The 25615-nt window shown below is 62.8% G+C and carries 20 protein-coding genes and 1 other RNA gene; 18 read left to right on the top strand and 3 right to left on the bottom strand.

Annotated features, from left to right (window positions below):
- Window positions 1-2 precede the first annotated feature (2 nt).
- Window positions 3-99, top strand: an RNA gene (gene ffs / locus BM341_RS02455) — signal recognition particle sRNA small type.
- A gap of 11 nt (window positions 100-110) precedes the next feature.
- Here ffs and BM341_RS02450 read toward each other — a convergent pair.
- Window positions 111-1565, bottom strand: coding sequence for a DNA recombination protein RmuC (locus tag BM341_RS02450; protein ID WP_245784121.1), 1455 nt, complete (start codon window positions 1563-1565; stop codon window positions 111-113).
- A 230-nt stretch (window positions 1566-1795) separates the two neighbouring features.
- Between BM341_RS02450 and BM341_RS02445 the strand changes: the two genes are divergently transcribed.
- The 7 genes from BM341_RS02445 to BM341_RS02415 all read left to right on the top strand — a co-directional run bounded on the left by BM341_RS02445 (window position 1796) and on the right by BM341_RS02415 (window position 8275).
- Entirely contained in the window at window positions 1796-3109 is a 1314-nt protein-coding gene (locus tag BM341_RS02445) for a sensor domain-containing diguanylate cyclase (RefSeq protein WP_089792534.1), read from the top strand.
- 181 nt (window positions 3110-3290) lie between these two features.
- Window positions 3291-5213: a DNA polymerase III subunit gamma/tau gene (gene dnaX, locus BM341_RS02440; RefSeq protein ID WP_089792532.1), complete on the top strand. Its 1923-nt coding sequence runs from the start codon at window positions 3291-3293 to the stop codon at window positions 5211-5213.
- Window positions 5214-5302: 89 nt separating this feature from the next.
- Window positions 5303-5629 (top strand): YbaB/EbfC family nucleoid-associated protein, encoded by a 327-nt coding sequence (locus BM341_RS02435; protein ID WP_089792530.1) that lies wholly within the window; start codon window positions 5303-5305, stop codon window positions 5627-5629.
- A 21-nt stretch (window positions 5630-5650) separates the two neighbouring features.
- On the top strand, window positions 5651-6256 hold the full coding sequence (gene recR, locus BM341_RS02430; RefSeq protein ID WP_089792528.1) for a recombination mediator RecR: 606 nt from the start codon (window positions 5651-5653) through the stop codon (window positions 6254-6256).
- 23 nt (window positions 6257-6279) lie between these two features.
- On the top strand, window positions 6280-7404 hold the full coding sequence (gene rnd, locus BM341_RS02425; protein WP_089792527.1) for a ribonuclease D: 1125 nt from the start codon (window positions 6280-6282) through the stop codon (window positions 7402-7404).
- On the top strand, window positions 7404-7715 hold the full coding sequence (locus tag BM341_RS02420) for a YcgL domain-containing protein (RefSeq protein WP_089792525.1): 312 nt from the start codon (window positions 7404-7406) through the stop codon (window positions 7713-7715). Before rnd ends, BM341_RS02420 begins: the two co-directional genes overlap by 1 nt.
- 110 nt (window positions 7716-7825) lie before the next feature.
- Window positions 7826-8275, top strand: a complete 450-nt coding sequence (locus BM341_RS02415) for a YcgN family cysteine cluster protein (RefSeq protein WP_089792523.1) — start codon at window positions 7826-7828, stop codon at window positions 8273-8275.
- Window positions 8276-8293: 18 nt separating this feature from the next.
- Here the strand turns inward: BM341_RS02415 and BM341_RS02410 are convergent, their stop codons facing one another.
- Complete coding sequence (locus BM341_RS02410; RefSeq protein ID WP_089792521.1) at window positions 8294-10414, bottom strand: S9 family peptidase; 2121 nt, start codon at window positions 10412-10414, stop codon at window positions 8294-8296.
- 77 nt (window positions 10415-10491) lie between these two features.
- Here BM341_RS02410 and BM341_RS02405 point away from each other — a divergent pair, with 77 nt between their 5' ends.
- The 9 genes from BM341_RS02405 to BM341_RS02365 all read left to right on the top strand — a co-directional run bounded on the left by BM341_RS02405 (window position 10492) and on the right by BM341_RS02365 (window position 23264).
- Window positions 10492-10920 (top strand): hypothetical protein, encoded by a 429-nt coding sequence (locus tag BM341_RS02405; RefSeq protein ID WP_089792519.1) that lies wholly within the window; start codon window positions 10492-10494, stop codon window positions 10918-10920.
- 46 nt (window positions 10921-10966) lie between these two features.
- Window positions 10967-12862, top strand: coding sequence for a VWA domain-containing protein (locus BM341_RS02400; RefSeq protein ID WP_175507775.1), 1896 nt, complete (start codon window positions 10967-10969; stop codon window positions 12860-12862).
- Window positions 12855-13634 carry a class II glutamine amidotransferase gene (locus BM341_RS02395; RefSeq protein WP_089792515.1) on the top strand — a complete coding sequence of 260 codons (780 nt, stop codon included), beginning with the start codon at window positions 12855-12857 and terminating at the stop codon, window positions 13632-13634. The genes BM341_RS02400 and BM341_RS02395 overlap by 8 nt, the downstream gene beginning before the upstream one ends.
- Before the next feature lie 68 nt (window positions 13635-13702).
- The gene (locus BM341_RS02390) at window positions 13703-15379 is read left to right on the top strand and encodes an AMP-binding protein (protein ID WP_089792514.1); all 1677 of its coding nucleotides are present in this window, start codon (window positions 13703-13705) and stop codon (window positions 15377-15379) included.
- A gap of 311 nt (window positions 15380-15690) precedes the next feature.
- Window positions 15691-19644, top strand: a complete 3954-nt coding sequence (gene hrpA, locus BM341_RS02385; RefSeq protein ID WP_089792714.1) for an ATP-dependent RNA helicase HrpA — start codon at window positions 15691-15693, stop codon at window positions 19642-19644.
- Window positions 19641-20762: a beta-ketoacyl-ACP synthase III gene (locus BM341_RS02380; RefSeq protein WP_089792512.1), complete on the top strand. Its 1122-nt coding sequence runs from the start codon at window positions 19641-19643 to the stop codon at window positions 20760-20762. Before hrpA ends, BM341_RS02380 begins: the two co-directional genes overlap by 4 nt.
- Before the next feature lie 38 nt (window positions 20763-20800).
- A complete protein-coding gene (locus BM341_RS02375) occupies window positions 20801-21562 on the top strand; it encodes an MlaA family lipoprotein (RefSeq protein ID WP_089792510.1) in 762 nt (253 codons plus the stop codon).
- 12 nt (window positions 21563-21574) lie between these two features.
- Window positions 21575-22768, top strand: a complete 1194-nt coding sequence (locus tag BM341_RS02370) for a PP2C family protein-serine/threonine phosphatase (RefSeq protein ID WP_089792508.1) — start codon at window positions 21575-21577, stop codon at window positions 22766-22768.
- Entirely contained in the window at window positions 22755-23264 is a 510-nt protein-coding gene (locus BM341_RS02365; protein WP_089792507.1) for an STAS domain-containing protein, read from the top strand. Before BM341_RS02370 ends, BM341_RS02365 begins: the two co-directional genes overlap by 14 nt.
- Window positions 23265-23314: 50 nt before the next feature.
- Here BM341_RS02365 and tal read toward each other — a convergent pair whose 3' ends face one another.
- Window positions 23315-24253 carry a transaldolase gene (gene tal, locus BM341_RS02360; protein WP_089792505.1) on the bottom strand — a complete coding sequence of 313 codons (939 nt, stop codon included), beginning with the start codon at window positions 24251-24253 and terminating at the stop codon, window positions 23315-23317.
- Window positions 24254-24397: 144 nt separating this feature from the next.
- On the opposite strand from tal, the gene BM341_RS02355 reads away from it, so the two are divergent.
- Window positions 24398-25582: a Bcr/CflA family multidrug efflux MFS transporter gene (locus tag BM341_RS02355; RefSeq protein WP_089792503.1), complete on the top strand. Its 1185-nt coding sequence runs from the start codon at window positions 24398-24400 to the stop codon at window positions 25580-25582.
- The last annotated feature ends 33 nt before the right edge of the window (window positions 25583-25615 follow it).

Raw genomic sequence — 25615 nt, 5'->3', positions numbered from 1 at the left:
CCTGTTGGTCCTCCCGCAACGCTAGACCGCAAACCCCGCCAGGCCCGGAAGGGAGCAACGGTAGTGGTGGACGCGTGTGCCGGGATGTGGCTGGCGGGGCCGCCTCCATTTCAAGCCCTCGATTCTCGCCTTCTCGCTATCCCTGCCTTCTCCCTCGCCTCGTCAGAGGACGTTGCAGCGGTCGACGCTCGTTCGGCAGACAGTTCCAGCCTGGCGCGATCGACCAGTTCCGCCGGCAATTCCTTCTTGACGGCAACACCAAGTTCACTGAACTCCGCCGTTTGCTTGATCAGATTGCCACGGCCGCTGATCAATCGATTCATGGCTTGGTCGTAGCTCTCGCGCGCGCCGTCGATCTTTTGACCGACGTCCTGCATGCTTTCCAGGAACAATCGTAGCTTGTTATAGAACTTTTCGGCGCGCCGCGCCAGCTCGGCACTGTGCCGGCTCTGGTCCTCGAAGCGCCACAGCTGGCGCACGATGTTCAGGCTGGTCAGCAGGGTAGTGGGCGTGGCGACCAGCACATTTTGCTCGATGGCTCGCTGGTAGAGCGTCGTGTCGAATTTCAGTGCTTCGACATAAGCCGACTCGATGGGGATGAACATCACGACCACTTCGGGAGAGTTCAGTCCCGGGAGGTCGTAGTAATGCTTGTCGGCAAGCTCGTTGATGCGCGCGCCTACCGCCCGGGCGTGCTCGGCCAGAGACCGATGGCGGGATTCGTCGTCATCTGCGTTGACGTAGCGGACATAGGCCGAGAGCGAGGTCTTGGCATCGATCACCAGGTGCTTTTGCTGGGGAAGGTAGACCACGGCATCGGGACGGCGGCGACCCTCGTCGGTGTTGAAGCTCTGCTCACGGGTATAGTCGTGACCGAGTCGCAAGCCAGCGCCTTCCAGCACATTCTCCAACATCAGCTCACCCCAGTTGCCCTGTAGCTTCTTCTGCCCTTGGAGGGCTTGGGTGAGCTTGCTGGCCTGGTCGGTGATTTCACGGTTGAGGTTTTGCAGTTGCACGAGCTCCGTACGCAGGCTGGCGCGCTGCTCGATGTCGAAGCGATGAATCGATTCGACCTTTTCGCGAAAGCCCTTCATCTCGGTCTGGATGGGTTGCAAGAGCCCGCTGATATTCTTCTGTGACAATTCGGAAAATGCCTTGCCCTTGCGCTCGAGGATTTCGTTGGCGAGGTTCTCGAATTCCTGCTTGAGCTGGTCACGGTTTTCACGAACCCAGTTGAGCTGTGCGGTGAAATGTTGCTGTTTCTGTTCAAGGGTCGTCATAAGCTCGGCATGGCGGGACTGCAAGTCCGACAGATCCTTGGCGTCCCGTTCCCGAGCGGTTTTCTCCTCTCGCCACCAGTGCTCATAACGGTCGCGGGTGTCGCAGGCATTGTCGTGCTGGGCGGCGAGGGTCGCCAATGCTTCGCGCTGTTCCGCTACCATGGCTTGATGGCGACGGCGTTCGGTGTCGCGTCGACGTCCGCCAAGGACGCTGGCCAGTGCATAGGCGAGAATGAACGCAACCAGTGCCGAAAGAGCGGCCATCAAGGGGGGCGTCAGCGTCATCGTGGGCTCCGTTTCGTCATGAGTCGCGATTGTCATCCTGTGTGAATCGGCTAATCAAGCGACAAGCGAGAATTTGTACTACCGTCAAGCATTGAGCCGGTCGCGTGCTCTGGCGACGGAATGCGGCCAGGCGGTTCGCCGTTGATTCGCTCGCCATGTCGGGACATGGTGGTGATATTGCCAACAAGCCACACTTATAGGCTGCGAACCTGAGCTGGGGTCCGACACTAATGGAAAATGACTCAGGGAATGCAGATCACCTCACGATCACGCGTGCCCTCAAAACGGTCGTATCACTGACCGGGGTCGGTGTGTGGGAGTGGGACATTGCCCAGGGCGCCTTTCGCGGCGACGAGCAAGTCATCAAGATCATCGGATTACCCATCGATTACACCGGATGCTTGAGTGTCCGCTCCTTGACCGAGCGTGTGCACCCGGAGGAGCGCGACGTTTTTGCAGCGGCTGTCACGCACGTCGAGAATAACAGCCTCGACTCGCCGGGTGCGACACCGGCTCATTTTGATCAGAAGTACCGCCTGCGCCGCGATGACGGAACCTGGATATGGGTGCATCAACGCAGCGAGCCTTCCTCTGATCGATACGGGCATGCACCGCAGCGCCTGATGGGCATCCTTGAGGACATCACCGAGCGATACGAGCAGCGCCTGCGTTGGGAGAAACTGGCGCGCTCGGTCCCTGGCGTCATTCATACCTTTCTGCTGGACGCCGAGGGTCGGTTCCACTTCCCGTTCATCAGCGAGCGAGTTTACGACTTTTATGGCGTGACCCCTGAGGAGGTCCAGCGCGATGCGTCCATCGTCTTTGCCGCCATCCATCATGATGACCTCGATGAAGTCTTGCGAACCATTCAGCAGTCTGCCGAGACGCTGGACAACTGGGTCTGCGAGTACCGTGCCTATAGCGGTGGCCGCTGGCTGTGGGTCGAGGGTCGGGCGATTCCCGAGCGCACCAGCGATGGCGGCACCTTGTGGCACGGTTTGATCACGACGATCGAGGAGCGTAAACGGCTGGAGCAGGAATTACGCCAGCAGTCGGTAACCGATGCGCTCACCGGGCTTTATAACCGACGTCATCTCATACACTGCCTGGAAGAAGAACTCGCGCGTTTCCATCGTTACGGTACCCCTTTCTCACTCGTCGTGATCGACCTGGATTATTTCAAGCAGGTCAATGATGTGCGAGGCCACATGGTGGGCGATCGCGTTCTCAAGGCGTTGGCCAGTATCTTCGAGAAACGCCTGCGTGCCACTGATATCGCCGGACGCACCGGCGGAGAGGAATTTCTGCTGATTCTGCCTTCGACCCTGGGTGACGGCGCCGAGCGCATCGCCGAAACGCTGCGCCAGGACTTTGCCGCCATGACCTTCGACGATGAGGAGGGTCGCCTCTTTCACGCCACCCTCAGCGCGGGCGTGTCCACGGTCTCACCCGGTTGTGCAAGATTTCACTTGATATGGGCGCAGGCCGACAAGGCGCTTTACCAGGCCAAGATGTCGGGTCGCAATCGTGTCTGTCGCGAATGACTGACGCCGCAGCGTGCCGGTGGCGGAATGCCGGCTTTCCGGGGCTTGCCCCAGTCGCTAGAATGAACGGGTATCTTCAGCCATCAATATCGGATCAGTCGATTGATGTCGGGGCAGCCCGTCGATTTCGGGCCGCCTTCCCTCCCACTGCTGTTCGTTCAACTGCAAGGATCCGCGCTGCATGAGCTACCAGGTTCTGGCCCGCAAGTGGCGACCGCGTACCTTTCATGAACTGGTCGGCCAGGATCATGTTCGTCGGGCGCTGGTCAATGCGCTCGACCAGGGGCGGTTGCATCACGCCTACCTGTTCACCGGCACTCGTGGCGTCGGCAAGACGACCCTGGCGCGCATTCTGGCGAAATGCCTCAACTGCACGGCGAACGGGCGGGGCGACGATGGCGTAACCTCGACGCCGTGTGGCCAGTGCGACAGTTGTCGTTCCATCGATGAGGGGCGCTTCGTCGATCTCATCGAGGTGGATGCCGCATCGCGCACCAAGGTGGAAGACACGCGCGAACTGCTGGACAACGTGCAGTACGCTCCCACCCAGGGGCGCTACAAGGTGTACCTCATCGACGAGGTGCACATGCTCTCCACCCACAGTTTCAATGCGCTGCTCAAGACACTCGAGGAGCCGCCCCCGCACGTGAAGTTCCTGCTGGCGACCACTGACCCGCAGAAATTGCCGCCCACAGTGCTGTCCCGCTGCCTGCAGTTCACCCTCAAGCACATGCCGCCCGAACGGATCGTCGGCCATCTGACCGCCGTGCTTGGGTCCGAAGGGGTCGATTTCGACGAAAGCGCCCTCTGGCTGCTGGGCAAGGCCGCCGAAGGCTCCATGCGCGATGCCATGAGCCTGACCGACCAGGCCATCGCCTTCGGCCAAGGTGAGGTGCGCCACGCCGACGTGGCCGCCATGCTGGGCACGCTGGATCATCGACACGTGCTGGCCCTGATGGAGGCGATGGCCGAGGTCAATGCCGCCCGCGTATTGGCGGAAGTCGGCCAACTGGCCGAGCAGGGGCCGGATTTCGCCGCGGTGCTCGACGATGTCACCGGCATGCTGCACCGCCTGGCCGTCGCGCAGATGGTGCCCGATGCCCTGGATAACGCCCACGGCGACCGCGAGACGCTGTTGTCATTGGCCAGCCGCTTTACCGCGGAGGATGTCCAACTCTATTACCAGATCGGTATCCAGGGGCGCGGCGACATGGAGCATGCGCCGGATTTGCGCGCGGCCCTGGAAATGACGCTGCTGCGCATGCTGGCCTTTCGCCCCCAGGGGGTGCCCCAGCCGCCGAAGACCCCGCTGCCGCTCAGTGGTGCACCCGAACGTGATGGAGTCGAGAGTCATAACCCGAGCATGACGCAGGCGCCCGAGCCGGCAGGTTCGGCTATGCCGTCGTCGATCGAACCAGCCCCTGCTCAACCCCCTCCGCCCGCCGAAGCCCCCCCCCCGTGGCTCGACAGCGAGCCGACCGGCGCCCCGATGACAAACGCCACGGCCGGTCGCGACGCGTCGATGGCCGAGCAGGTCATGAAAGAAGAAAGGATCGCAGAAGAGCCGCCCGAGGAGGCAGCGGCATCACCGGAGCCTGTCGAGCCTGAGACCGTGGCTGCGCAGCCTATGGCCTGTGAGCCGACACCCTCGCCCCAGCCGGAGCCCGCCCCGCCTACGGCTGCCCCGGTAGCCGAGGCGGCCGGGCGGATCACGCATAAAGACTGGTTGGCGCGTTTCGATTCGCTGGGCCTTGGCGGTTTGACCCGAAACCTTGCGGCCAACTGTGTGGTCGAACAGGACGATGGCGAGCGGCTATGGTTGCGCCTCGACCCATCGCTTGCGGCGATGCAGGCGGATGTCCATCTACAGCGCATGGAGCAGGCCTTGTCCTCGCTGGGTTTCGAGCGTCGCCTGGTCGTCGAGGTGGGGCCGCTGCCCGAGTCGGTCGAGACTCCCAAGCAGCAAGCCGACCGACTTGCCGCCCAGCGATTGGCCGAGGCAGTTGAAGCCCTGACTTGCGACCCGCATATCCAAGAATTGCAGAAGACCTTTGGGGCACGCCTGATACAATCCACCGTCAAGCCGGTCGACGCCCAGGCCTAGCCTTTGTACCGATGGTTGACCCGCTAGCGGCTATGACGAGCAGGTTCACGCGCTCGCGCAATATCACATCAACCAGAGAGGAATCCGCCATGATGAAAGGTGGAATGGGTAACCTGATGAAACAGGCCCAGGAAATGCAGGAGAAGATGCAGCGCGTCCAGGAAGAGGTCGCCAAGGCCGAAGTGCTGGGCGAGGCGGGGGCCGGCATGATCAAGGTCACCATGAATGGCCGTCACGATGTCAGCAAGGTCGATATTGACCCCAGCGTCATGGAAGAGGACAAGGAGCTGCTCGAGGACTTGCTGGCTGCCGCCGTCAATGATGCCGTACGTAAGGTCGAGGCCAGTTCCAAGGAGAAGATGGAAGAGGCGACCGCTGGCCTGAACCTGCCGCCCGGCTTCAAGTTGCCGTTCTAGGTTGCCTGACATGGGACGCCAATGAGCTTTTCCCCCCTGGTGGATCGGTTGATGGAGTCGCTGCGAGTGTTGCCGGGTGTAGGACCCAAGACCGCGCAGCGCATGGCCATGCATCTGCTCGAGCGCGATCGTGAGGGCGGCAAGCGCCTGGCTGACGTGTTGGCGATGGCGGTCGAGGAAGTCGGGTATTGTCGTCGCTGCCGAACCCTAACCGAGCAGGACATCTGCACATTGTGCGAAAGTGCACGGCGTGACGATGCCGTGCTCTGTGTGGTGGAATCTCCCGCCGATCAGCTGGCCATCGAGGACGCCGGCGGTTATCGCGGGCGTTACTTCGTGCTGCATGGCCATCTTTCCCCGCTTGACGGCATCGGCCCGGAAGATATCGGGCTCGACCAGCTCGAGACACGCGTCGCCGAAGGGGGCGTCGAGGAGTTGATCCTGGCTACCAACCCGACCGTTGAAGGCGAGGCGACCGCCCACTACATTGCAACCCAGCTCGCTCCCCTGGGCGTGAAACTCTCGCGGCTGGCGTATGGTGTCCCCATGGGGGGCGAGCTCGAGTACGTCGACGGCGGTACGCTGAGCCGTGCCTTCAACGGTCGCTTGCCGTTTCAGAGCGACTGATTTCCTTTTTTGCCGGACCCCTTATGCCCTTGACCCCCGAGATTCGCTGGATCGACACCGCCGAGGCCCTGGACGCGGCTTGCATGGAAGTGGCCGGTGCCGACGTCATCGCCCTGGATACCGAGTTCTTCCGCGAGAATACCTTCCATCCAGTACCGGCACTGATCCAGTTTGCCGCCGATGGACCGGCCTATCTGGTCGACCCGCAGGCCGTCGACTGCACCGAGGCGTTTCGTCGCTTGCTGGCCTCGGGCCCCGTCAAGCTGCTGCATGCCTCGAGCGAGGATCTCGAAGTCTTTGCCCACTGGGCAGGGGTCGCGATGGCGCCGCTGATCGATACCCAGGTCGCACAGTCCCTGCTCGGGGAAGTGCCTTCCATGGGCTACCAGAAGCTGGTGGAATTCTGGGTCGGCGAAACCCTGCCCAAGGACGAGACGCGCTCCAATTGGCTGTTGCGTCCCCTTAGCGAGACCCAGAAACAGTACGCCGCCCTGGATGTGGTCTATCTGCTGGAGGTCTGGCATCGCCAGCGTGAGCGGCTCGAGCAGCTGCAGCGCATGGACTGGCTCGAGGCCGACTGTGGCGAACTGGTCGCCCAGGCGACGCGTAGCGAGGCGGCCGATGGCCAGTGGTATTTGCGCCATCGTCAACTGTGGCGCCTGTCGCCGCGTCAGATCGAGGCGTTTCGACGGCTCACTATCTGGCGGGAAGGCGAGGCGCGGCGCCGCGATCTACCCAGGGGCTGGCTGATCAACGACCGGCTGCTGTACGCCATCGCCGAAAAACTCCCCGAGAATCGCTACGAGCTGGCCCAGGTCGAGGATCTCAAGCCGGCCTTGATCAAGCGGGAGGGCGATGAGCTGCTGCGCCTGGTACGCGAGGCACGGCATGCTGACGAGGAGCAATTGCCTCCCGCCCTGCCATCGCCCCTGGCGCCTGAGTTCAAGAAACGCGTCAAGGCCGTAAAGCGAGTGGTGAATGCCGAGGCCGAGGATCTCGGTCTGGCCCCGGAAGTGCTGCTGCGACGCCGGGACGTCGAGGCGCTGGTAATGGCGAATCTTGGTGAAGACGCGCTGCCGTTGCCCGGTGGCTGGCGAGGCGAGCGGCTCAACGCCGACATGGTGTCGGCGCTGGAGGCGGTGTCTTGATGAGCGATGACCGGATGCGCGGCGACAAGCTGTTGTGCGAGGTCTTCAAGAGCCCGCGCAAGGAAGGCCTTTACCTTTATGTCGACAAGCGCCAGGGGCTGGTGAATGTGCCCGAGTCATTGCTCGAGCACTTCGGCAGGCCGCTTCCGGCCATGACACTGATCCTCACCCCGGACAAGACGCTGGGCCGGGCGAAGGCGGCGGACGTCATGGCGGCCATCCGCGAGAAGGGATACTACCTGCAGATGCCGCCGGCCAAGGACGACTATCTGCTCGACCTTTACAATATGCCGACACAGGCGCGTTACTAGTTTATCGCGCCCGGTGCCGCGCGAAACTCACTAAATCGCGCCCGGTGCCGCGCGAAACTCGCTGAATCGCGCCCGGTGCCCAGCCGCGCCCGCGTAGCGCAGGAGAGACCATGAGAGACCGGTTCTGGGAGCGTTTCGACCTCGACGAGCTTACCTCGCAGGAGTGGGAGGCGCTCTGCGATGGTTGCGGCCAGTGCTGCCTGCTGAAATTTCAGGACGAGCAGAGCGGTGATCTGGCGGTGCTCAACGTGGCCTGTGAGCTGCTGGACATCGGTAGTTGCCGATGCGGCGACTACGCCAACCGGTTCGACAAGGTGCCGGATTGCACCCAGCTCTCCCCGCAGCGTGTCGAGGAATTTCGCTGGTTGCCGCGTTCCTGCGCCTACCGGCGCATCGCCGAGGGTAGAAAGCTTGCCGGCTGGCACCCGTTGATCGCCGGCGGTCCCGAGCGCATGCACCGCAAGGGTATCAGCGTGCGCAGCTTTGCCGTCTCCCAACGTGAGGTCCCCGAGGAGCAGCTCGAGGACCATATCATTGCCATTTTGCCGATCGATGGCTGACGCCTGCGAAAGCTGACGTTATTCGTCGCGAGACTCTACCCCCAGCGACCAGAGGATATAGGCATCCTGTCGGGCGTTGTCGTGCCAGGCCTTGAAGCGCCCGGAGGCGCCACCGTGCCCGGCCGCCATGTCGGTGCGCAGCATCACCGGGCCGCGAGCCGTGCCGAGTTCGGTGAGTCGCGCGTAGAGCTTGGCCGGTTCCCAATACGGCACACGGGTGTCGTGCCAGCTGCCCTGCAGGAACACCGTCGGCCAGGGCTGCGCTGAAAGATTGTCCAGCGGAGAATAATCGCGGATCCGTTTCCTGGCGCCGGGATCGTCCGGGTTGCCCCATTCCGTGTATTCGGCGGTGGTCAGGGGCAGGTCGGGGTTCTCCATGGTGCGCAGGACGTCGACGAATGGAACGTCGAGCACCGCGGCACAGAAGGCCTCGGGGGCCAGGTTGAGGCTGGCGCCCACCAGCAGGCCGCCAGCGCTGGCGCCATAGGCCGTAATGCGATCACCATCACTGATGCCGGCTTCGACCAGGGCGTTGCGGGCGGCCAGAAAGTCACGAAAGCTGTTTTCCTTGTGCTCGAGCTTGCCGGCCAAATACCAGGGCTCGCCGCGGTCGCCGCCGCCGCGTACATGCGCCACGGCAAATGCCACGCCGCGCGCCAGCAGTTCCAGGCGCGCGATCGAGAACCAGGGGTCCAATACTTCGCCATAGGCGCCGTAGCCGTAGAGCAGCGTCGGCAGGGGATGTCCGGCCAGGTCGGCGCGCATGACCACCGAGACAGGGATGCGCTCGCCGTCGTGAGCAATCGCCCAGAGCCGTTCACACACCAAGTGGTCGGGGGTGAGGTCGCCATGGAGCGCCTGCTGCTTGAGCAGGCGACGTTCGCCGCTGTCGAGATCGTGCGTGATCCAGCTCACCGGCAGGGTGAAGGATTCCTCGCGCAGGTGCAGGCAGCGCGTGTCGAAATGCGGCAAATCTCCCAGTGACAGGCTGCATGGCGTTTCCGGCAGCGGCAGGCGTTCGTCGCGGTGAATGCTCAATGCACCATCGAGCTCGATGACCCTGACGTGGACCTGGGCCTCCTGATGATCGCGTTCGGTAACGACTAGACCCCAGGCGAAAGCGTCGATGCCTTCCAGCGTGGCGTCCTTTCGATGCGCAATGAGCGGTCGCCAATGCACGCTGGGATCTGCGTCAAGGGCGGAAAACTCCGTAATGCGCCACTCATCCACGACCTCGAGACAAAAGTGCGGCGCGTTGCGGTTATGCAGCACATAGAAGTGCCCTGGCCGGTGGTCGACACCGACCTCGACGCCGCGCTCACGGGCCCGGAAAAGGCGCGGCGGCGAGGCCGGGGAGCGGGCCGGCAGCAGGTGGCATTCGCTGGTATCTTTCGAGGCGCTCTCGAGTATCAGCCACTCTCGCGATCGGGTCTTGCCGAAGCCGACCCAGAATTCCGGGTCGTCCTCGCGCAGTATCAGCACCGGTTCGTCGGCGGCCGGCGGGAAGACGCCCCCAATGGCAAGCGGCAGGCGCCAGATGCTGTCGGGGCGTTGGGTCGTGTCGTAGCGAGTGAAAAGCAGGGTGTACCCGTCCTCGGCCCAGGTGAGTTCGGGGCCGATCTCGTCGAGAAGCATCACGGGCTCGCCTGCGGGCAAGCGCTTCAGATAGAGCGTGAAGGTTTCATCGCCACGGGTGTCTTCCGTCCAGGCCAGCCACTCTTCGTCGGGGGAGAGGGCCATGTCGCCGATCTCGAAGAAGTCCTGTGCCCTGGAACGCTCCTCGAGGTCCAGAAAACACTCGGCAGCGTCTTCCTGGCCGTTGGGGTGTCGCCACCACAGCGGATAATCGGCATGCGTGGCTATTTCACTCCAGACGGTGTAATGGTCCAGCGGAGTGCGCAGGCCGTGGACGGCGAGCTCCCGACGGGCCAGATGGCCATGATAGAGCCGCTCGACCAGGCCCTCCAGAGGGGCGAACCAGTCGGCGAATTCGCGATTGGCGGCCTCGAGAAAGGCCGTGACCTCAGGGTCGTCGCGCTGTTCCAGCCAGTGCCAGTCGCCGTCTTCAGGGCGACGGAAACGGGCCACCGGAGAGGTGGAAGGCAGGGAAGAGTTGTGACGGGGCGGCTGTGCTTTCATGTCGCGGGATGTACCATACTCAGTGTAAATCAATATTCATGAGGAGCGTGACTGACGGCTCCTGTTGCGAGGTATCGATGCTGCTCTCGGATTCGATGGCCCTACTATGGCTGACATACATCGTCCTGTCTCTGGTGGTGCTGGGGGCGGGCTACCTGGGATTGGCCTTCCTGCCCCGCCTGCCGCGGTTAATCATTACCTGGATGGTGGCCGGCGTGATGTGGATGCCGTCGCGTTTTCGCCTGCCACTGCTCGAGGAAGGGGAATACTACACCGGCTTCGCCCCGGCGGTGATGGTGGCAGGGGTTGCCATGCTGGAACGCAACGCTGCGTCGATGGTGCCGGCAGCCATACTGGTGATGGTAGGTGCCTTGGCCGGAGGCGCGGCAGGCGTTGCTGTCTGGTGGCGGGGACGCCGAGTCGACCACAGGCACGACACGCGGGCGCCAGACCGGAACGCCTCGCCTGAGCGGACTGGCAAGCGACGCGAGCCGATGATCGGTTAAGGAGCCTTGGATGGCTGGGTGGATGCTAGGGCAAGGCAGACAATACGTGCGATGCCTCATACTAGGGACGGTAGGCCTGGCGTTGTGTCTCGCGGCTCAGGCAGGGCATGCCCAGGCCATCGAGGAGCGCCCCGATGTGCGGGTAATCATCGATGTCTCGGGCAGCATGCGAGAGAACGATCCCGAGCAGCTCAGCACCAGCGCCATGGAGCTGCTGGTTTCCCTGCTGCCCTGGGGCGTCAGTGCGGGGGTCTGGACCTTCGGCGAACAGGTCGATAATCCCTTGCCGCTGGGCCGCGTGGATGCCGGCTGGCGCGACGAGGCGCTGGCATTGTCGCCGGCCTTGCAATCCAACCAGCCGCATACCGATATCGAGGCCGCCCTGCGCGAGGCGGCAACGGCTCAGGCCAACGGGTGGCGCCACCTGGTGCTGCTGACCGACGGCGTGATCGACCTGCCGTCTTCACGCGGTGCCAAGCCCGAGATCGATAACCAGTCTCGCCAACGTCTTGTCGAGGAGCTGGCCCCGTCGTTTGCCGAGCAAGGGGTAGTCGTTCACGCGGTGGCCTTCTCCGACCAGGTCGATCTGGCGCTGATGGAGCGGGTTTCCCAATTGACGGGGGGGCTGTCGACCACGGTGGGTTCCCCCGAGAGTTTGCTCGGCGCCTTCCTGGATATCTTCGAGCGCATTTTTCCCGCCGATCAGGTCCCGCTGATCGACGGGCGCTTCACCATCGATCCCGATGTCGAGTCCTTTTCGGCGCTGCTCTTTCACGAACCCGATGATGAGCCTATCACCCTGGTGGCGCCTGACGGCACCACCTATCGCGCCGAGCAGCACGCCGACGAGATGCGCTGGCAGGTGGAGCCGCGCTTTGACCTGATTCGTGTCCCTGATCCGCAGCCCGGCGAGTGGCGCCTCGAAGGCCAGACGGGGGGGGAGAGTCGTATCACTGTGAGTTCGCCGCTGGCATTGCGCACCAATGATTTGCCGACCACGCTCTACCTGGGGTTCGAAGTGCCCGTCCAGGCCTGGCTCGAGCGCGATGGCGAGCCCGCTAACGAGTCTGCCGAAAAGCTTGACGTGTTCATGGAGCTGCACGACTCGCAGGGCGACGTGCAGACCGCCATCCAGCTTCAGCCGCGCGACGGCCGTTTCGCTGGGGTACTGCCACCACCAGCCCTTACCGGCAACTCCAAGTTGGTGATTCGTGCCGAAGGCGAGAACTTTCACCGCCAACGTATCCAGGCGGTAAATGTCCTGCCAGCCATCGGCCTGGCACATCAGCCAGGCGCCAACCGAGTGCTGCTGGTGGCCGAGCATCCGCGCCTCGACCGCAATAACACCGAGCTTTCCGCCGAGCTTCAAGGGCAGACGCTGCAAGCCGAGGCGGTGGGTCCGAATCGCTGGCACCTGCCGTTACCGGAAATAGACGACAATGTCCGTCTGCCGCTGTTGGTGACCGCTCGAATCACCCTCGACGGTGAAACTCAAGAGATTCGCCTGCCACGCCTGTTGCTCAATCCCGAGGCCCGGGTCGGTATCGACCTGGCGAACGAGATCGGGCCGACACTCGCGGCCGAGCGCCTCGAAGAAGAGGCGTCAGCCGAAGACCCCGGCGCATCGTCGGATAATGCTGCCGACCGCTTCGTGGCTATCGTCAACGAGCTGCCGCGCCGTGCCTGGGCGTTGTGGGAGGAAGGCTGGCCTGGGCTCGAGCACGTGGCGGAACAGGGCAAACAGGACCCGTGGTGGCGGATGGCAGCCCTGATAGGGGTCCTCGTGTTGCTGGCAGCCGGGGTCGCCATGCGGCTAAGGCGTCGGACTCGGCCGGTTTCCGGACTCGATTCGCAGCCCCGAAAAGGCTCGCGTCCAGCGTCACGGTCACGCGCGGTATCGAAGTCACGTCCTGGTTCCCACCGGGAGGAGCCCTATGTGTGAGCTGTTGGGCATGAGTGCTAATGTGCCCACCGATATCTGCTTCAGCTTCTCCGGCTTCCTGCATCGGGGCGGCGGGACCGGACCCCATCGCGATGGTTGGGGGATCGCTTTCTACGAGGAGGGCGGCTATCGCGAGTTTCGCGACCCGCACCCTTCGGTGGAATCCCCCATCGCTCGCTTGATCCGCGACTACCCGATCAAGTCGGAGATCGTCATCAGCCATATCCGCCAGGCCAATGTGGGGGGTGTCCGCCTGGCCAATACCCATCCCTTCGTCAGGGAGATGTGGGGCCAGCCCTGGTGTTATGCGCACAATGGCCAGCTCACCGGATGGCAGACGCTGCCGCTCGGTGTTTACCAGCCGGTAGGCGATACCGACAGCGAACACGCCTTCTGCTGGCTGATGGGGGAACTCAGGCGGGCCTTTCCTGACCCCCCGGGCGATCGTGAAGGGCTGTGGCGACTGCTGCATCGCCTCTGCGAGCAGTTGCGGGAACTTGGTGTCTTCAATCTCCTGCTGGCCGATGGCGAATACCTTTACACGTTCTGTTCCACCAAGCTGGCGCATATCACCCGCCGGGCCCCCTTCGGGCGTGCCAGCCTGTCGGATGCCGAGCTGAAAGTGAATTTTGCCGAGCACACCACGCCCGATGACGTGGTGTCGGTACTGGCCACCGAGCCTTTGACCGATAACGAGGATTGGGTACGCATGACGCCCGGCGAACTGCTGGTCTGGCGGCAAGGCGAGATTTATGCGAGATTTAAAACGTAAGTTTTAAATCTGTGTGCAGCAGCAGAATAATAACGTCGCGGCACCGACGAGACCGAGGAGATGACCCCATGAGCCAGCACGCCAACGCCCCGGTACTCACCGGTCCTGAACTGGAAGGGCTGGATCACTATACCTCGGTAATGGATGTCTTCCACGCCTCGGTCGAGCGCTTCGGCAACAAGCCGGCCTTCAGTTGCATGGGCCAGACGATCAGCTATACCGAACTCGACCGTCTCTCCGCGAACTTTGCCTCCTGGCTTCAGCACGACACCAGCCTGCAGCCCGGGGATCGCATTGCCATTCAACTGCCCAACGTGCTGCAGTTTCCCGTAGCGGTTTTCGGCGCCCTGCGTGCCGGCCTGGTAGTCGTGAACACCAATCCGCTCTACACCGATCGCGAGATGGCCCACCAGTTCAAGGATTCCGGTGCACGCGCGATCATTATCCTGGCGAACATGGCCGACAAGCTCGAGCGGATCGTCGAGCGTACCGAGATCGAGCATGTGGTGGTCACCGCGCTTGGCGACTTGCATCCCTTTGTGAAACGCCAGCTGATCAATGCCGTGGTCAAGTACGTGAAGAAGCTGGTGCCGGCCTACTCGCTGCCCGGCGCGACATCATTTCGAGCGACACTCAAGCGCGGCGCCGCGCGCGTGCATCGCGAGGCGCAGTGGCAGGCAGAGCAGGTCGCCGCCCTGCAGTACACCGGTGGTACCACCGGGCTTGCCAAGGGCACCATGCTCACTCATCGCAACCTGGTGGCCAATATGCTCCAGGCGCGCCAGGCCATCGGACCGGCCCTTACCGATGGGGCGGAAACCATCATCGCGCCGTTGCCGGTCTACCATATCTACACCTTCACGGTGAATTGCCTGTTCATGATGGAAACCGGCAACCATTCGGTGCTGATCACCAATCCCCGCGATCTCGATGGCTTCGTCAAGCAGCTCGCCAAGCTTCGATTCACTGGCTTCATTGGTCTGAACACCCTGTTCAACGCCCTGTGTAATCGCGAGGACTTTCGCCGTCTCGATTTTTCGGCGCTTCATCTCACCATTTCCGGCGGCATGGCCCTGACCAAGGCGGTAGCGCAGCGCTGGGAAGAGGTCACGGGCTGCGCCATCGCCGAGGGTTACGGGCTAACCGAGACTTCACCCATCGTGAGTTTCAATCCCGTCGAGGCCATCCAGCTCGGCACCATCGGCAAGCCGGTAGCCGGCACCTCGGTCAAGGCGGTGGACGCCGAAGGCCAGGATGTGGCGTTTGGGGAGCCCGGTGAGCTTTGCGTCAAGGGACCGCAGGTGATGAAGGGCTACTGGAATCGAGAGGAAGACACCGCCCAGACCCTTGATGCCGATGACTGGTTGCGTACCGGCGATATCGCCGTGCTGCAGGAAGATGGTTATATCCGCATCGTCGATCGCAAGAAGGACATGATCCTGGTGTCGGGGTTCAACGTCTATCCCAATGAGATCGAGGACGTGGTAGCGGCCCACCCGGGAGTCGTCGAGTCGGCGGCGGTCGGCGTGCCGGACGAGACGAATGGCGAGTCGATCAAGCTTTTCGTGGTGGCCAGGGACGAGACGCTCGATGCCGAGGCGATTCGCGCCTGGTGCAAGAAGGAACTCGCCGGCTACAAGGTGCCGAAGCTCGTTGAATTTCGCAGTGAGCTGCCCAAGACCAATGTGGGCAAGGTGCTGCGACGGCAGTTGCGCGATGAGTCCACGGGGAACGCCGGTAGCTGAGTGCGCGTCGCCATAGCCTGGGCCAAGGGTACCTATCAGCAGGATCAATGAGGGTAATTAGGCGCCAAACGCCTGGCGGCGCTACAATACATCGCCCGTCCCGGCACCCCGGGGCGGGCGATGGGGTTTTATTGGTTGGCTGTCGCTAGTCAGGATTCACCCCCTCTTCGCTGCCTTACGCATTTTCATCTTATTCTTCACTTTTTGGAGTCCTCGAACCTGACGTGACGACCGCCATTCGACCACATGAACGTCCCCATCTATCGGGTGCCGAGGCACTTCAGGCGCTGCGCCTGGAACTCGACGGCACCATGCTGCGTGATCGCTTGACGCTCGAGAAGCGTCTGCGAGGCCTCTCCCGGCGGCTGAAGGAAAATAAGCCGGTGGATCGAGGCCTCGCCCAACTCAGCGGGGCATTTCAGCGCTCACGGGAAATTGCGGAACGACGTGCAGCCATCCCGGTAACCCTGGCGTACCCCGAGGCATTGCCGGTAGCCGAGCGGCGTGCCGACATTCTCGATGCATTGCGTGAGCATCAAGTCGTAGTGGTGGCGGGGGAGACCGGCTCCGGCAAGACGACCCAGTTGCCCAAGCTCTGCCTGGAGCTGGGGCTGGGGCGTCGCGGGTTGATCGGGCATACCCAGCCGCGCCGCCTGGCGGCACGTTCGGTGGCTACGCGGCTGGCCGAGGAAATGCAGGTGCCCCTGGGCGGCCAGGTGGGCTACCAGGTGCGTTTTACCGACCAGACCGGCGACGACACCCTGGTCAAGCTGATGACCGATGGCATCCTGCTGGCCGAGACCCGCCATGACCCTGACCTGACTCGCTACGAAACGATCATTATCGACGAGGCTCACGAACGCAGCCTCAACATTGACTTCCTGCTGGGTTATCTCAAGCGACTGACGGCACGCCGCCCGGATCTCAAGGTGATCATCACCTCGGCGACCATCGATGTGGAGCGCTTCGCCGCGCATTTCGCCCTGCCAGGGCCCGATGGTACGCCGCGCCCGGCGCCGGTGGTGGAGGTCTCCGGGCGCACCTATCCGGTCGAGACGCGCTATCGGCCTTTGGTACGAGAAGCCGATGACGAGGAGGATCGCACCCTTCAGGAGGGGATTCTCCGGGCGGTGGAAGAAGTCGAGGCTATCGAGCGCGAGAAGCGCTGGTTCCATGGACCGCGTGACATTCTGGTGTTCCTGCCAGGGGAGCGGGAGATCCGCGAGGCCGCCGATACCCTGCGCCGCGCCGACCTCAAGGGCACCGAAATCCTTCCGCTCTATGCCCGACTCTCCAATGCCGAGCAGAATCGCGTCTTCGCGCCGCATGCCGGTCGACGCATTGTGTTGTCCACCAACGTGGCCGAGACGTCGTTGACGGTGCCGGGGATCCGCTACGTGATCGATCCTGGCCTGGTGCGCATCAGCCGCTACAGTTACAAGACCAAGATCCAGCGCCTTCCGGTGGAGCCGATCAGCCAGGCCAGCGCCGACCAGCGCAAGGGCCGCTGCGGCCGGGTGGCCGAAGGCGTGTGTATTCGCCTTTACGATGAAGAGGATTTTCTCTCCCGGCCCGAATTCACCGACCCGGAGATTCGCCGCACCAACCTGGCCTCGGTCATCCTGTCGATGCTGTCGCTGAAGCTTGGTGACATCGAGGCGTTTCCCTTCGTCGACCCGCCGGATTCACGCTTCGTGACCGATGGCTTTCGCCTGCTGTTCGAACTCGGGGCGGTGGATGCGGACAACCGCCTGACCCCTACCGGACGCAAGTTGGCAAGGCTGCCCATCGATCCCCGGCTGGCACGAATGGTGCTTGCCGGCGCCGACCAGGGCGGGCTTCGCGAGGTGTTGATCGTTGTCTCGGCCTTGGCGGTACAGGACCCGCGTGACCGGCCCTCCGACAAGCGGGAAGCGGCCGACCAGGCCCACCGCCGCTGGCACGACCCGGACTCCGACTTCGTGGCGCTGCTCAACCTCTGGAACGGCTTCGAGGCCGCCCGTGAGGAGCTTTCCGGCAATCGCCTGCGTCGTTGGTGCAAGGACCATTACCTCAATTACCTGCGCCTGCGCGAGTGGCACGATACTTTTCGCCAGCTACGCCAGTTACTGCGCGAGATGGAGATCGAGGTGCCGCCGCCGTCGCCATCCCCGCAGCTCGGCGACGGTGAACAAGGCGAGCGAGATGCGGCAGCACTCGCTACGCAGCGTCGCGAGAGCGCCGTACAACTTCACAAGGCGCTGCTCACCGGGCTGCTCTCGCACCTGGGGACCCTGCTCGAAAACCGTGAATACCTGGGCGCGCGTAACCGCAAGTTCGTGATCCATCCGGGCTCGGGGCTGGCCAGGAAAGCGCCGAAATGGCTGATGGCCGTCGAGCTGGTAGAAACCTCCAAGCTTTTCGCCCGCACGGTGGCAAGGATCGACCCGTCGTGGATCGAGCCGATCGCCGGGCATCTGGTGAAGCGCTCCTACGCCGAGCCGCATTGGGAGATGAAGCGCGCTCAGGTAGTGGCGAGTGAACAGGTCACCCTGTTCGGCCTGCCGATCATCGTCGGGCGCAAGGTGCACTATGGGCCCATCGCGCCGCAGGAGTCGCGGGAGCTGTTCATCCGTCGGGCGCTGGTCGAGGGCGAATTCCGTACCAAGGGTGAATTCTTTGCGCATAACCGCGCGCTCATCGAGGAAGTCGAGGACCTCGAGGACCGTGCCCGCAAGCGCGACATCCTGGTCGACGAAGATACCCTGTTCGCTTTTTACGATGAGCGTATCCCCGCCGATATCGTCAACGGCAAAGGCTTCGAGGCCTGGCGACGCAAGGCCGAGCGTGAGAACCCCGACATCCTCAAGTTCGACCGGGCGGCCCTTTTGGCTCGCGAAGCAGGGGAGATCACCGAAACCGACTACCCCGATGAGCTCAACCTGAATGGGGTGCGCTATCCGCTCAGCTATCACTTCGAGCTCGGCGCCATCGATGACGGCGTGACGCTCACTGTGCCTGCCGCAATGCTGCCCCAGCTGCCGCTGGCGCGCCTGGAGTGGTTGGTACCGGGGTTGTTGCGCGAGAAGTGTATTGCGCTGATGAAGTCGTTGCCCAAGGCGATTCGTCGCCAGGTCGTGCCGATTCCCGACTGGGTCGATGCCGCACTCGAGGCCATGACGCCCGATGACGTGCCGCTCACCGAGGCGCTTGGTGAATTCCTGCGGCGTCGCACCGGGGTACGCCTGCATCCCGACGACTGGCGTCTCGACCAGCTCGAACCGCATCTGGTGATGAACCTGCGCGTGGTGGACCATCGGGGCAAGACGCTGGGGCAGGGACGTGACGTCCGCGAGCTGGAGCGACAGTTCGAACAGGCGGCGGGCGAGGGCGCCCGCGCCCTGGCGCAGGAGGCCAGTGGCGCGAGCGAGATCGCTACCCTGCCCGAGACGCCATTGCCTGAATCCCGCGTGACTACTCAGGCCGGCATCCGCGTGGAGGCCTTCCCGGCACTGGTGCCTGCCGGTGAAGCCTTCCGCGTCGAGTTGTTCGACCATCCCGACAAGGCGCGCGAGGCGCATCGCCAGGGCGTGGTGCGCGCCGCGATGGCGCAGCAGAGTGACCAGGTCCGCGCCATCGAACGCCTCGCGGGGCTTTCGACCTGCGCCTTGCTGTTCGCCAAGGTGGGCAGCAAGCGTCAGCTCGTCGAGGATGTGGTGGATGCGGTATTTCGACAGGTCGTAGCCGTGGATCCCCTGCCGCGCTCGCGTGTCGAACTGGAGCGTCGCCTCGCCGACACGCAGGGTGATTTGCGACCGCGCGCCGAATCACTGGTCACCCATCTCGAGGCCGCGCTCAAGGGCCACCTGGCGGTGACCAAGGCGCTGAAGGGCAACCTGAACCTGGCGTTGACGTTGGTGTACAGTGATCTCAAGGCCCAGATGCAGCGCCTGGTATACCCCGGTTTCGTCGCTCGTGCCGGAGAATGGCTGGAGGAATACCCGCGCTACATGGAAGCGGCGCTGATTCGCCTGGAGAAGGCACCCCGCGAGCGCATGCGCGACCAGATGCACATGCAGGAAATCCAGGCGCTGGAAGCACGTCTCGACGCACGACGCGCCAGTGAGCGGCGCGGCGAGGTGGAGGACCCGGCGCTGGTCGAGTTCGGCTGGTGGATCCAGGAGCTGCGCGTCTCGCTGTTCGCCCAGCAGCTGGGCACGCGAATGCCGGTATCCACCAAGCGGCTGGAGAAACACTGGGCGGACATCACGAGGAGGACGGCATGATCAAGGTAGCCATCACCGGGACGGGGCTGTTTACGCCCGAGCATGCCATCGACAATGACACGCTGGTCGCCTCGTTCAATGCTTGGGCCGACGCCGAGAATGCGCGCCACGGCGCCGCTATCACCGCTGGCGAGCGGGAGGCCATCGCGCCTTCCAGCACGGACTTCATCGTCAAGGCGTCGGGCATCCATAATCGTTACGTACTCGATGCCGAGGGCATTCTCGACCCTGAGCGCATGCGCCCCAGACTTCCGCAGCGCTCCAATGACGAACCTTCGATTCAGTGCGAGATGGGCATGAAGGCCGCGTCACAGGCCCTCGAGGCTGCAGGGGTGCAGGCGGCTGACATCGAGCTGGTGATTGTTGGTTGCTCGAATCTTGAGCGCGCCTACCCGGCAGTGGCCGTCGAGCTGCAGGCGGCGCTGGGTGCCGGTGGCTACGCCTTCGACATGAACGTCGCCTGCTCCTCGGCGACCTTCGCCATCGATGCTGCCGCCAATGCCATCCGCTGTGGCAGCGTGAAACGGGCCTTGGTGGTCAGTCCGGAAATCTGCTCGGCGCACCTGAATTTCCGCGATCGCGACAGTCATTTCATCTTTGGTGATGCCTGTACCGCCGTAGTTCTGGAAAATGCCGCCATCGCGACTGCCGAGAGCCGCTTCGAGATCCTTGGTACCCGCCTGGTGACTCGCTTTTCCAATGCCATTCGTAATAATACTGGTTTTTTGAACCGGGTCACCGACACCGACCCGCTGGCAAGCGACAAGCTGTTCGTGCAGGAAGGGCGGCGTGTCTTCAAGGAGGTCTGCCCGCTGGTGGCCTCATTGATCGACGGGCATCTGGCGAGCCTGGAAATTCAGGGGGCGGACCTGTCGCGGCTGTGGCTGCATCAGGCCAACCGTCACATGAACGATCTGATCGCGCGGCGCGTGCTGGGGGCGGACCCTCCTCCCGACAAGGCACCGATCATTCTCGACCGCTACGCCAACACCAGTTCGGCAGGGTCGATCATCGCCCTGCATCTACATCGACACGACCTGCGCCCCGGCGCGCTCGGGGTGGTCTGTTCCTTCGGCGCGGGCTACAGTGCCGGCAGCGTTGTGCTGCGTCGCCAATGAGTATCATGATTCCGTTCCGCAGTCAGACAGGAAAGCCCATGAAACATCGTCTTCTACGAATCACCGTGCCGGGTGTGCTGGCCCTGTCATTATTGAGCGGTTGTGCGACAAGCGGGCAGGTGGAAGAGCGCCATCCCGATGACCCCTGGGAAGGCTTCAACCGCAAGGTCTTCGTGTTCAATGACACCCTGGACCGCTATGCCCTCAAGCCGGTGGCACGTGGCTATCGCTTCATCACGCCGGCCCCGGTCGAGACCGGGGTAGGTAACTTCTTTTCCAATCTCGGTGAGATTCGTACCGCGTTGAACAGCGTACTTCAGGGCAAGCCCGGCAACGCCGGCGTTGCCACCTCGCGATTTCTGATCAACAGCACCGTGGGGATCGTCGGGCTATGGGACGTCGCCACCCGCATGGACATTACCGGTCGCGATGAAGATTTCGGACAGACTTTGGGGGCTTGGGGCCTTGAGTCCGGCCCGTACCTGGTGTTGCCGCTGCTGGGTCCGAGCACGGTGCGTGACACGGCAGGTCTGCCGGTCGACATGTATACCTATCCGTTGACCTACGTGGAAGATGATTCGGTGCGCCTCGCCCTGACAGCGCTGCGGATCATTGATGCTCGTGCCGGCTTGCTGGATCAGGAAGCGTTGATTCGCGGGGACCGCTACAGCTTCATCCGCGATACCTGGCTGCAGCAACGTCGCTTCGAAGTCAGCGACGGCGAACAGGGTGATGATCCCTTCGCCGGAGAAGACTTTGATTTCGATGATTCCGATTTCGATGATGCCTTCGACGAATGAGGCAATGACGGAATGCAGCCTTCCAAGCAGCTGATCGGTGTGATCGATTTTCCTGGTAGGGACAGGGATGCGTTGGCCGAGACCATTGCCGGAGATGGCCTGGCCGTCTTCGCCGTTGACAATGTCGAGGAGTTGCCGGCGGAAACCGCCTTGGTGGTCGCGCACGTCAGGGCGGTACCGAGCCGCGACTGGGCAACCTTGGCCCTTCGCTTGCCGACATTGGTAGTCAGTGATGATCGACTCGATACCGACCTGTTGAAGGCCGTGGATGCGGGCCTGGTGGATTACATTGTCGAACCGTTGCGTCATGGCCACTTGCTGCGGCGGATGATCCACAAGGCCATCGAACTACGCGAGCTAGCCCTGGAGCGGGCGCGTGATCGGGAACACCTGGCCGAGCTGAACGACAACCTGGAGACGCACCTGGCGATGCTTCGCCTTGATCAGCAAGCCGGCGGTCAGATACAGCGCAAGCTGCTACCACCACGGCCGCAGACCGTGGGTCAGATCACCTGCGACTATTGGCTGGCTCCCTCATTGTATCTTTCCGGTGACTTTCTGGACTTTCAGCGCTTCAATGAGCGCTATACGCTGTTTTATTTTGCCGATGTGTCGGGCCATGGAGCGTCATCGGCCTTCGTGACCGTGCTGCTGAAATACCTCTCCAACCGATGGCAGAACGAATGGGATGGCAGCCGCCCCGAGACGTTGGCGCCCCACTGGCTGGGAGAGCTTAACCGCGAACTGATCGATACAGGTATCGGCAAGCATGCCACCCTTTTCGTCGGGGTAATTGACCAGCAACGTCGCTATCTTCACTATTCGCTTGGCGCGCAGCTACCCATGCCGATGATGGTGGCAAACGGTACGGTTCATTCGCTGCCAGGTGAGGGGATGCCGGTGGGGTTGTTCCCCGGTGTTACCTATCCCGAGCTGGGGTGTGAGTTGCCCAAGAACTTTCGACTTTGGTTGTGTTCGGATGGAATATTGGAATGCTTGCCGGGCGAGACGCTCGACAAGCGCCTCAAGGAGCTCGAGACGCGGGTACTGGACAGTGAAACACTGGAAGACCTGCGTAGTAACTTGCTCCTTGAGGATCTCTCTGATGACGATGAAAGTGTCGCCGAGAGTGGTTCGGGGCGTGAAAAACTCCCCGACGATCTGACGATCATGATGTTAAGCGGATTTGGCGATGCAAATTCATGAAGGCCGTATAAAAGCTGCGTTCGATTCTGGCGTCTTCGTGCTTCGACTCTGCGGTGACGTGCGCTTGACCCTGTCTGCCACGCTGGATAATCAGGCCAAGCGACTCGCCGACGTGCCGGGGCTCAAGGCGGTGATGATCGACTTGCGCAAGACCACTAATGTGGATTCCACCGCCCTTGGCTTTCTCGCCAAAGTTGCGATGGCAGTGCAGGGTAGGCTGGAACAGCCGCCGACCATCGTTGCCGATAACCCCGATGTCCAGCGGATGCTGGATGTCATGGGGTTTTCCCGTTATTTCACGCTGGTGGAAGCGCCGATCACCGAACCCAGCGAGCTGAGCGTGCTGGACGAGATTCCGGCCGATGAGGATGGGCTTCGTCAGCGCATTCTGGAGGCCCATCGAATCCTCATGCGCATGAGCGAACACAACCGCGAAGAATTTCAGCCGTTGGTCGAAATGCTCGAGTCCCAGGAAGTGGCCTCTCCCCCTCGCTGACGCATCGTCCTGACGCATTGTCGCACTGACGGGGAGAGGCTAGGTTCTTCTCATTCTCTGCGCAACGTGCCCAGCAGGGTTTCCAGCTTGCGCTGATCCGCCATGAATTTACGGATGCCTTCGGCCAGCTTCTCGGTCGCCATGGCGTCCTCGTTCATCGCCCAGCGGAAATCACCTTCATCCTGGGGTTCGGGCGCTCGCGTTTCGGCGTCAAGCGGTACCAGCTGACGCGTCAGTGGCGCGCGAGTCTCTGCCAGTTCACCCAACAGTTGGGGGGAAATGGTCAGTCGGTCGCACCCGGCCAGCGCCACGATCTCGCCGGCGTTGCGAAAGCTTGCCCCCATGACGATGGTCTGGTAGCCGTGCCCCTTGTAGTGTTCGTAGATGGCTTTCACCGACTGCACCCCCGGATCGCGTTCGCCGCTGAAGTCGGCTTCAGGCTCCTGGGCCTTGTACCAGTCGAGGATACGCCCGACGAACGGCGACACCAGCGTCACCCCGGCATCGGCGCAGGCGCGCGCCTGTGTCAGGCCGAACAGCAGGGTAAGATTGGTATGAATGCCTTCGCGTTCGAGCTGGCGGGCAGCGCGAATGCCTTCCCAGGTGGAGGCGACCTTGATCAGGATACGCTCGGGGGCCACGTCATGGCGGGCATAACGCTCGATCAACGAGTGCGCACGTGCCAGGGTCGCGTCGGTGTCGAAGGAGAGCCGAGCGCTGACTTCGGTTGAGACGTAACCCGGCACCAAGGCACTGATCTCGCTGCCGATCTCCACGGCCACGGCATCGAGGGCATCATCGATGTCGGCGGCCTGACGGGCGATCTCGGCGAGGCGTTGGCGCCGTGTGTCCTGTTGGGCAGCCTGCAGGATCAGCGATGGGTTGGTCGTGGCATCGGTGGGCTGGAATCGACGGATTGCCTCGATATCTCCGGTGTCGGCTACCACCGTGGTCATCTGCTTGAGTTGGGACAGCAGGTCGTCTTCCATGAAAAGGCTCTTCTCGTTGGCGGGAAAGGGTTGATGGTAGCAAGGGCAGGTGACGGCCGATAGGCGCCGACAGGCGAAGGGGAATGACGTACAATTAGCGGCCTATCTAATGTCCCCTGTCACAATGCTTGCCGAGGAGGTCATTTGCCCCTGAACGCCCGCCGCGTCGCGTTGCTGGTGGCGGCCAATACCGCGCTGGCGCCCTTTGCCATCGATGCCTACCTGCCCGCCATGGCGGCGCTGGCCGAGAGTGTCGGGGCCAGCGTGCATCACACTGAACTCTCGATCAGCGTCTTCCTGGTAGGCTTCGCTCTCGGCCAGTTGACCGGTGGTCCCTTGTCGGATCGCCTGGGCCGCAAGCCGGTTCTCCTTATCGGGCTGGGGTTCTTCCTGGTGGTCAGCCTGGCGATTACTCAAGTAACGAGCCTGCATCAACTCTGGACATGGCGATTCCTGCAAGGCCTAGGCGGCGGGGCATGCGTGGTCAACTCGGCGGCCATCGTGCGTGACTGTTTCAGGGGGCGTGAAGCGGCCAGGGTGATGTCGACGATGGCGATGATCATGATGCTCGCTCCCCTGGTAGCACCGGCCGTGGGCAGCGGACTGCTCTACCTCGCCGATTGGTGGTTGATCTTCGTCTTTCTCGCCGTCTATGCCGCCTTTCTGATGTGGCTGATGGGAACCCGGATGCCCGAGACGCGGCCAGCCGATTCGCCTGTCGCCTCGCCGCGCCAGATCCTGCGTAACTATGCAAGCGTCCTCAGACATCGCGAGGCCATGGGGTACATCTGTGCAGTGGCCTCGGCCTTCGCCGGCATGTTCGCCTTCGTGACGGCCTCACCGTTTCTCTATCTGGAATATTACGGCTTGTCGCCCGCTGTCTATCCGCTGGTGTTCGGCGGCAATGTGGTGGTCATGGCTGCCTCAAATCGCCTGAATATTCGTCTGCTGCATCGCCGCAGTCCCCAGCAGAACATGCGGCTGGGCCTCGCCGTGCAGTTTCTCACCGCGCTTTGCCTGGTGGGCCTGGTGGCGACCGGGCAGGACAGCCTGGTCACGGTGGTGCCGTTGATCATGCTGTTCATGGGCGTGATCGGGCTCATTGCGCCCAACGCCATCTCCTCGGTACTTGAGCATTTCAGCCACATGAGTGCCACGGCTACGGCGCTGCTGGGCAGCATCCAGTTTACCTGTGGTGCTCTCGCCGGGGTGGTGGTCGGCGCCTTCGAGATCGACAGCGCCTGGCCGATGGTGCTGACCATGCTGGCGACGGCGCTGGTCGGTAATATCGGGCTGCGTTGGTTGGCGGGCCGGGCGAGTACCGACTGATCGTTGGCGGTCATGCCGGAGACGAGAATTTCG

This window comes from Halomonas korlensis (assembly GCF_900116705.1).
Lineage (GTDB): Bacteria > Pseudomonadota > Gammaproteobacteria > Pseudomonadales > Halomonadaceae > Halomonas > Halomonas korlensis.
This window is presented reverse-complemented; position numbering and strand designations above follow the sequence as displayed.

Excerpts from the sequence above, each read along its gene's own strand:
- BM341_RS02450 (WP_245784121.1), bottom strand. The coding sequence starts at position 1,565 with ATGACGCTGACGCCCCCCTTGATGGCCGCTCTTTCGGCACTGGTTGCG.
- BM341_RS02445 (WP_089792534.1), top strand. The coding sequence starts at position 1,796 with ATGGAAAATGACTCAGGGAATGCAGATCACCTCACGATCACGCGTGCC.
- dnaX (WP_089792532.1), top strand. The coding sequence starts at position 3,291 with ATGAGCTACCAGGTTCTGGCCCGCAAGTGGCGACCGCGTACCTTTCAT.
- BM341_RS02435 (WP_089792530.1), top strand. The coding sequence starts at position 5,303 with ATGATGAAAGGTGGAATGGGTAACCTGATGAAACAGGCCCAGGAAATG.
- recR (WP_089792528.1), top strand. The coding sequence starts at position 5,651 with ATGAGCTTTTCCCCCCTGGTGGATCGGTTGATGGAGTCGCTGCGAGTG.
- rnd (WP_089792527.1), top strand. The coding sequence starts at position 6,280 with ATGCCCTTGACCCCCGAGATTCGCTGGATCGACACCGCCGAGGCCCTG.
- BM341_RS02420 (WP_089792525.1), top strand. The coding sequence starts at position 7,404 with ATGAGCGATGACCGGATGCGCGGCGACAAGCTGTTGTGCGAGGTCTTC.
- BM341_RS02415 (WP_089792523.1), top strand. The coding sequence starts at position 7,826 with ATGAGAGACCGGTTCTGGGAGCGTTTCGACCTCGACGAGCTTACCTCG.
- BM341_RS02410 (WP_089792521.1), bottom strand. The coding sequence starts at position 10,414 with ATGAAAGCACAGCCGCCCCGTCACAACTCTTCCCTGCCTTCCACCTCT.
- BM341_RS02405 (WP_089792519.1), top strand. The coding sequence starts at position 10,492 with ATGCTGCTCTCGGATTCGATGGCCCTACTATGGCTGACATACATCGTC.
- BM341_RS02395 (WP_089792515.1), top strand. The coding sequence starts at position 12,855 with ATGTGTGAGCTGTTGGGCATGAGTGCTAATGTGCCCACCGATATCTGC.
- BM341_RS02390 (WP_089792514.1), top strand. The coding sequence starts at position 13,703 with ATGAGCCAGCACGCCAACGCCCCGGTACTCACCGGTCCTGAACTGGAA.
- hrpA (WP_089792714.1), top strand. The coding sequence starts at position 15,691 with ATGCTGCGTGATCGCTTGACGCTCGAGAAGCGTCTGCGAGGCCTCTCC.
- BM341_RS02380 (WP_089792512.1), top strand. The coding sequence starts at position 19,641 with ATGATCAAGGTAGCCATCACCGGGACGGGGCTGTTTACGCCCGAGCAT.
- BM341_RS02375 (WP_089792510.1), top strand. The coding sequence starts at position 20,801 with ATGAAACATCGTCTTCTACGAATCACCGTGCCGGGTGTGCTGGCCCTG.
- BM341_RS02370 (WP_089792508.1), top strand. The coding sequence starts at position 21,575 with ATGCAGCCTTCCAAGCAGCTGATCGGTGTGATCGATTTTCCTGGTAGG.
- BM341_RS02365 (WP_089792507.1), top strand. The coding sequence starts at position 22,755 with ATGCAAATTCATGAAGGCCGTATAAAAGCTGCGTTCGATTCTGGCGTC.
- tal (WP_089792505.1), bottom strand. The coding sequence starts at position 24,253 with ATGGAAGACGACCTGCTGTCCCAACTCAAGCAGATGACCACGGTGGTA.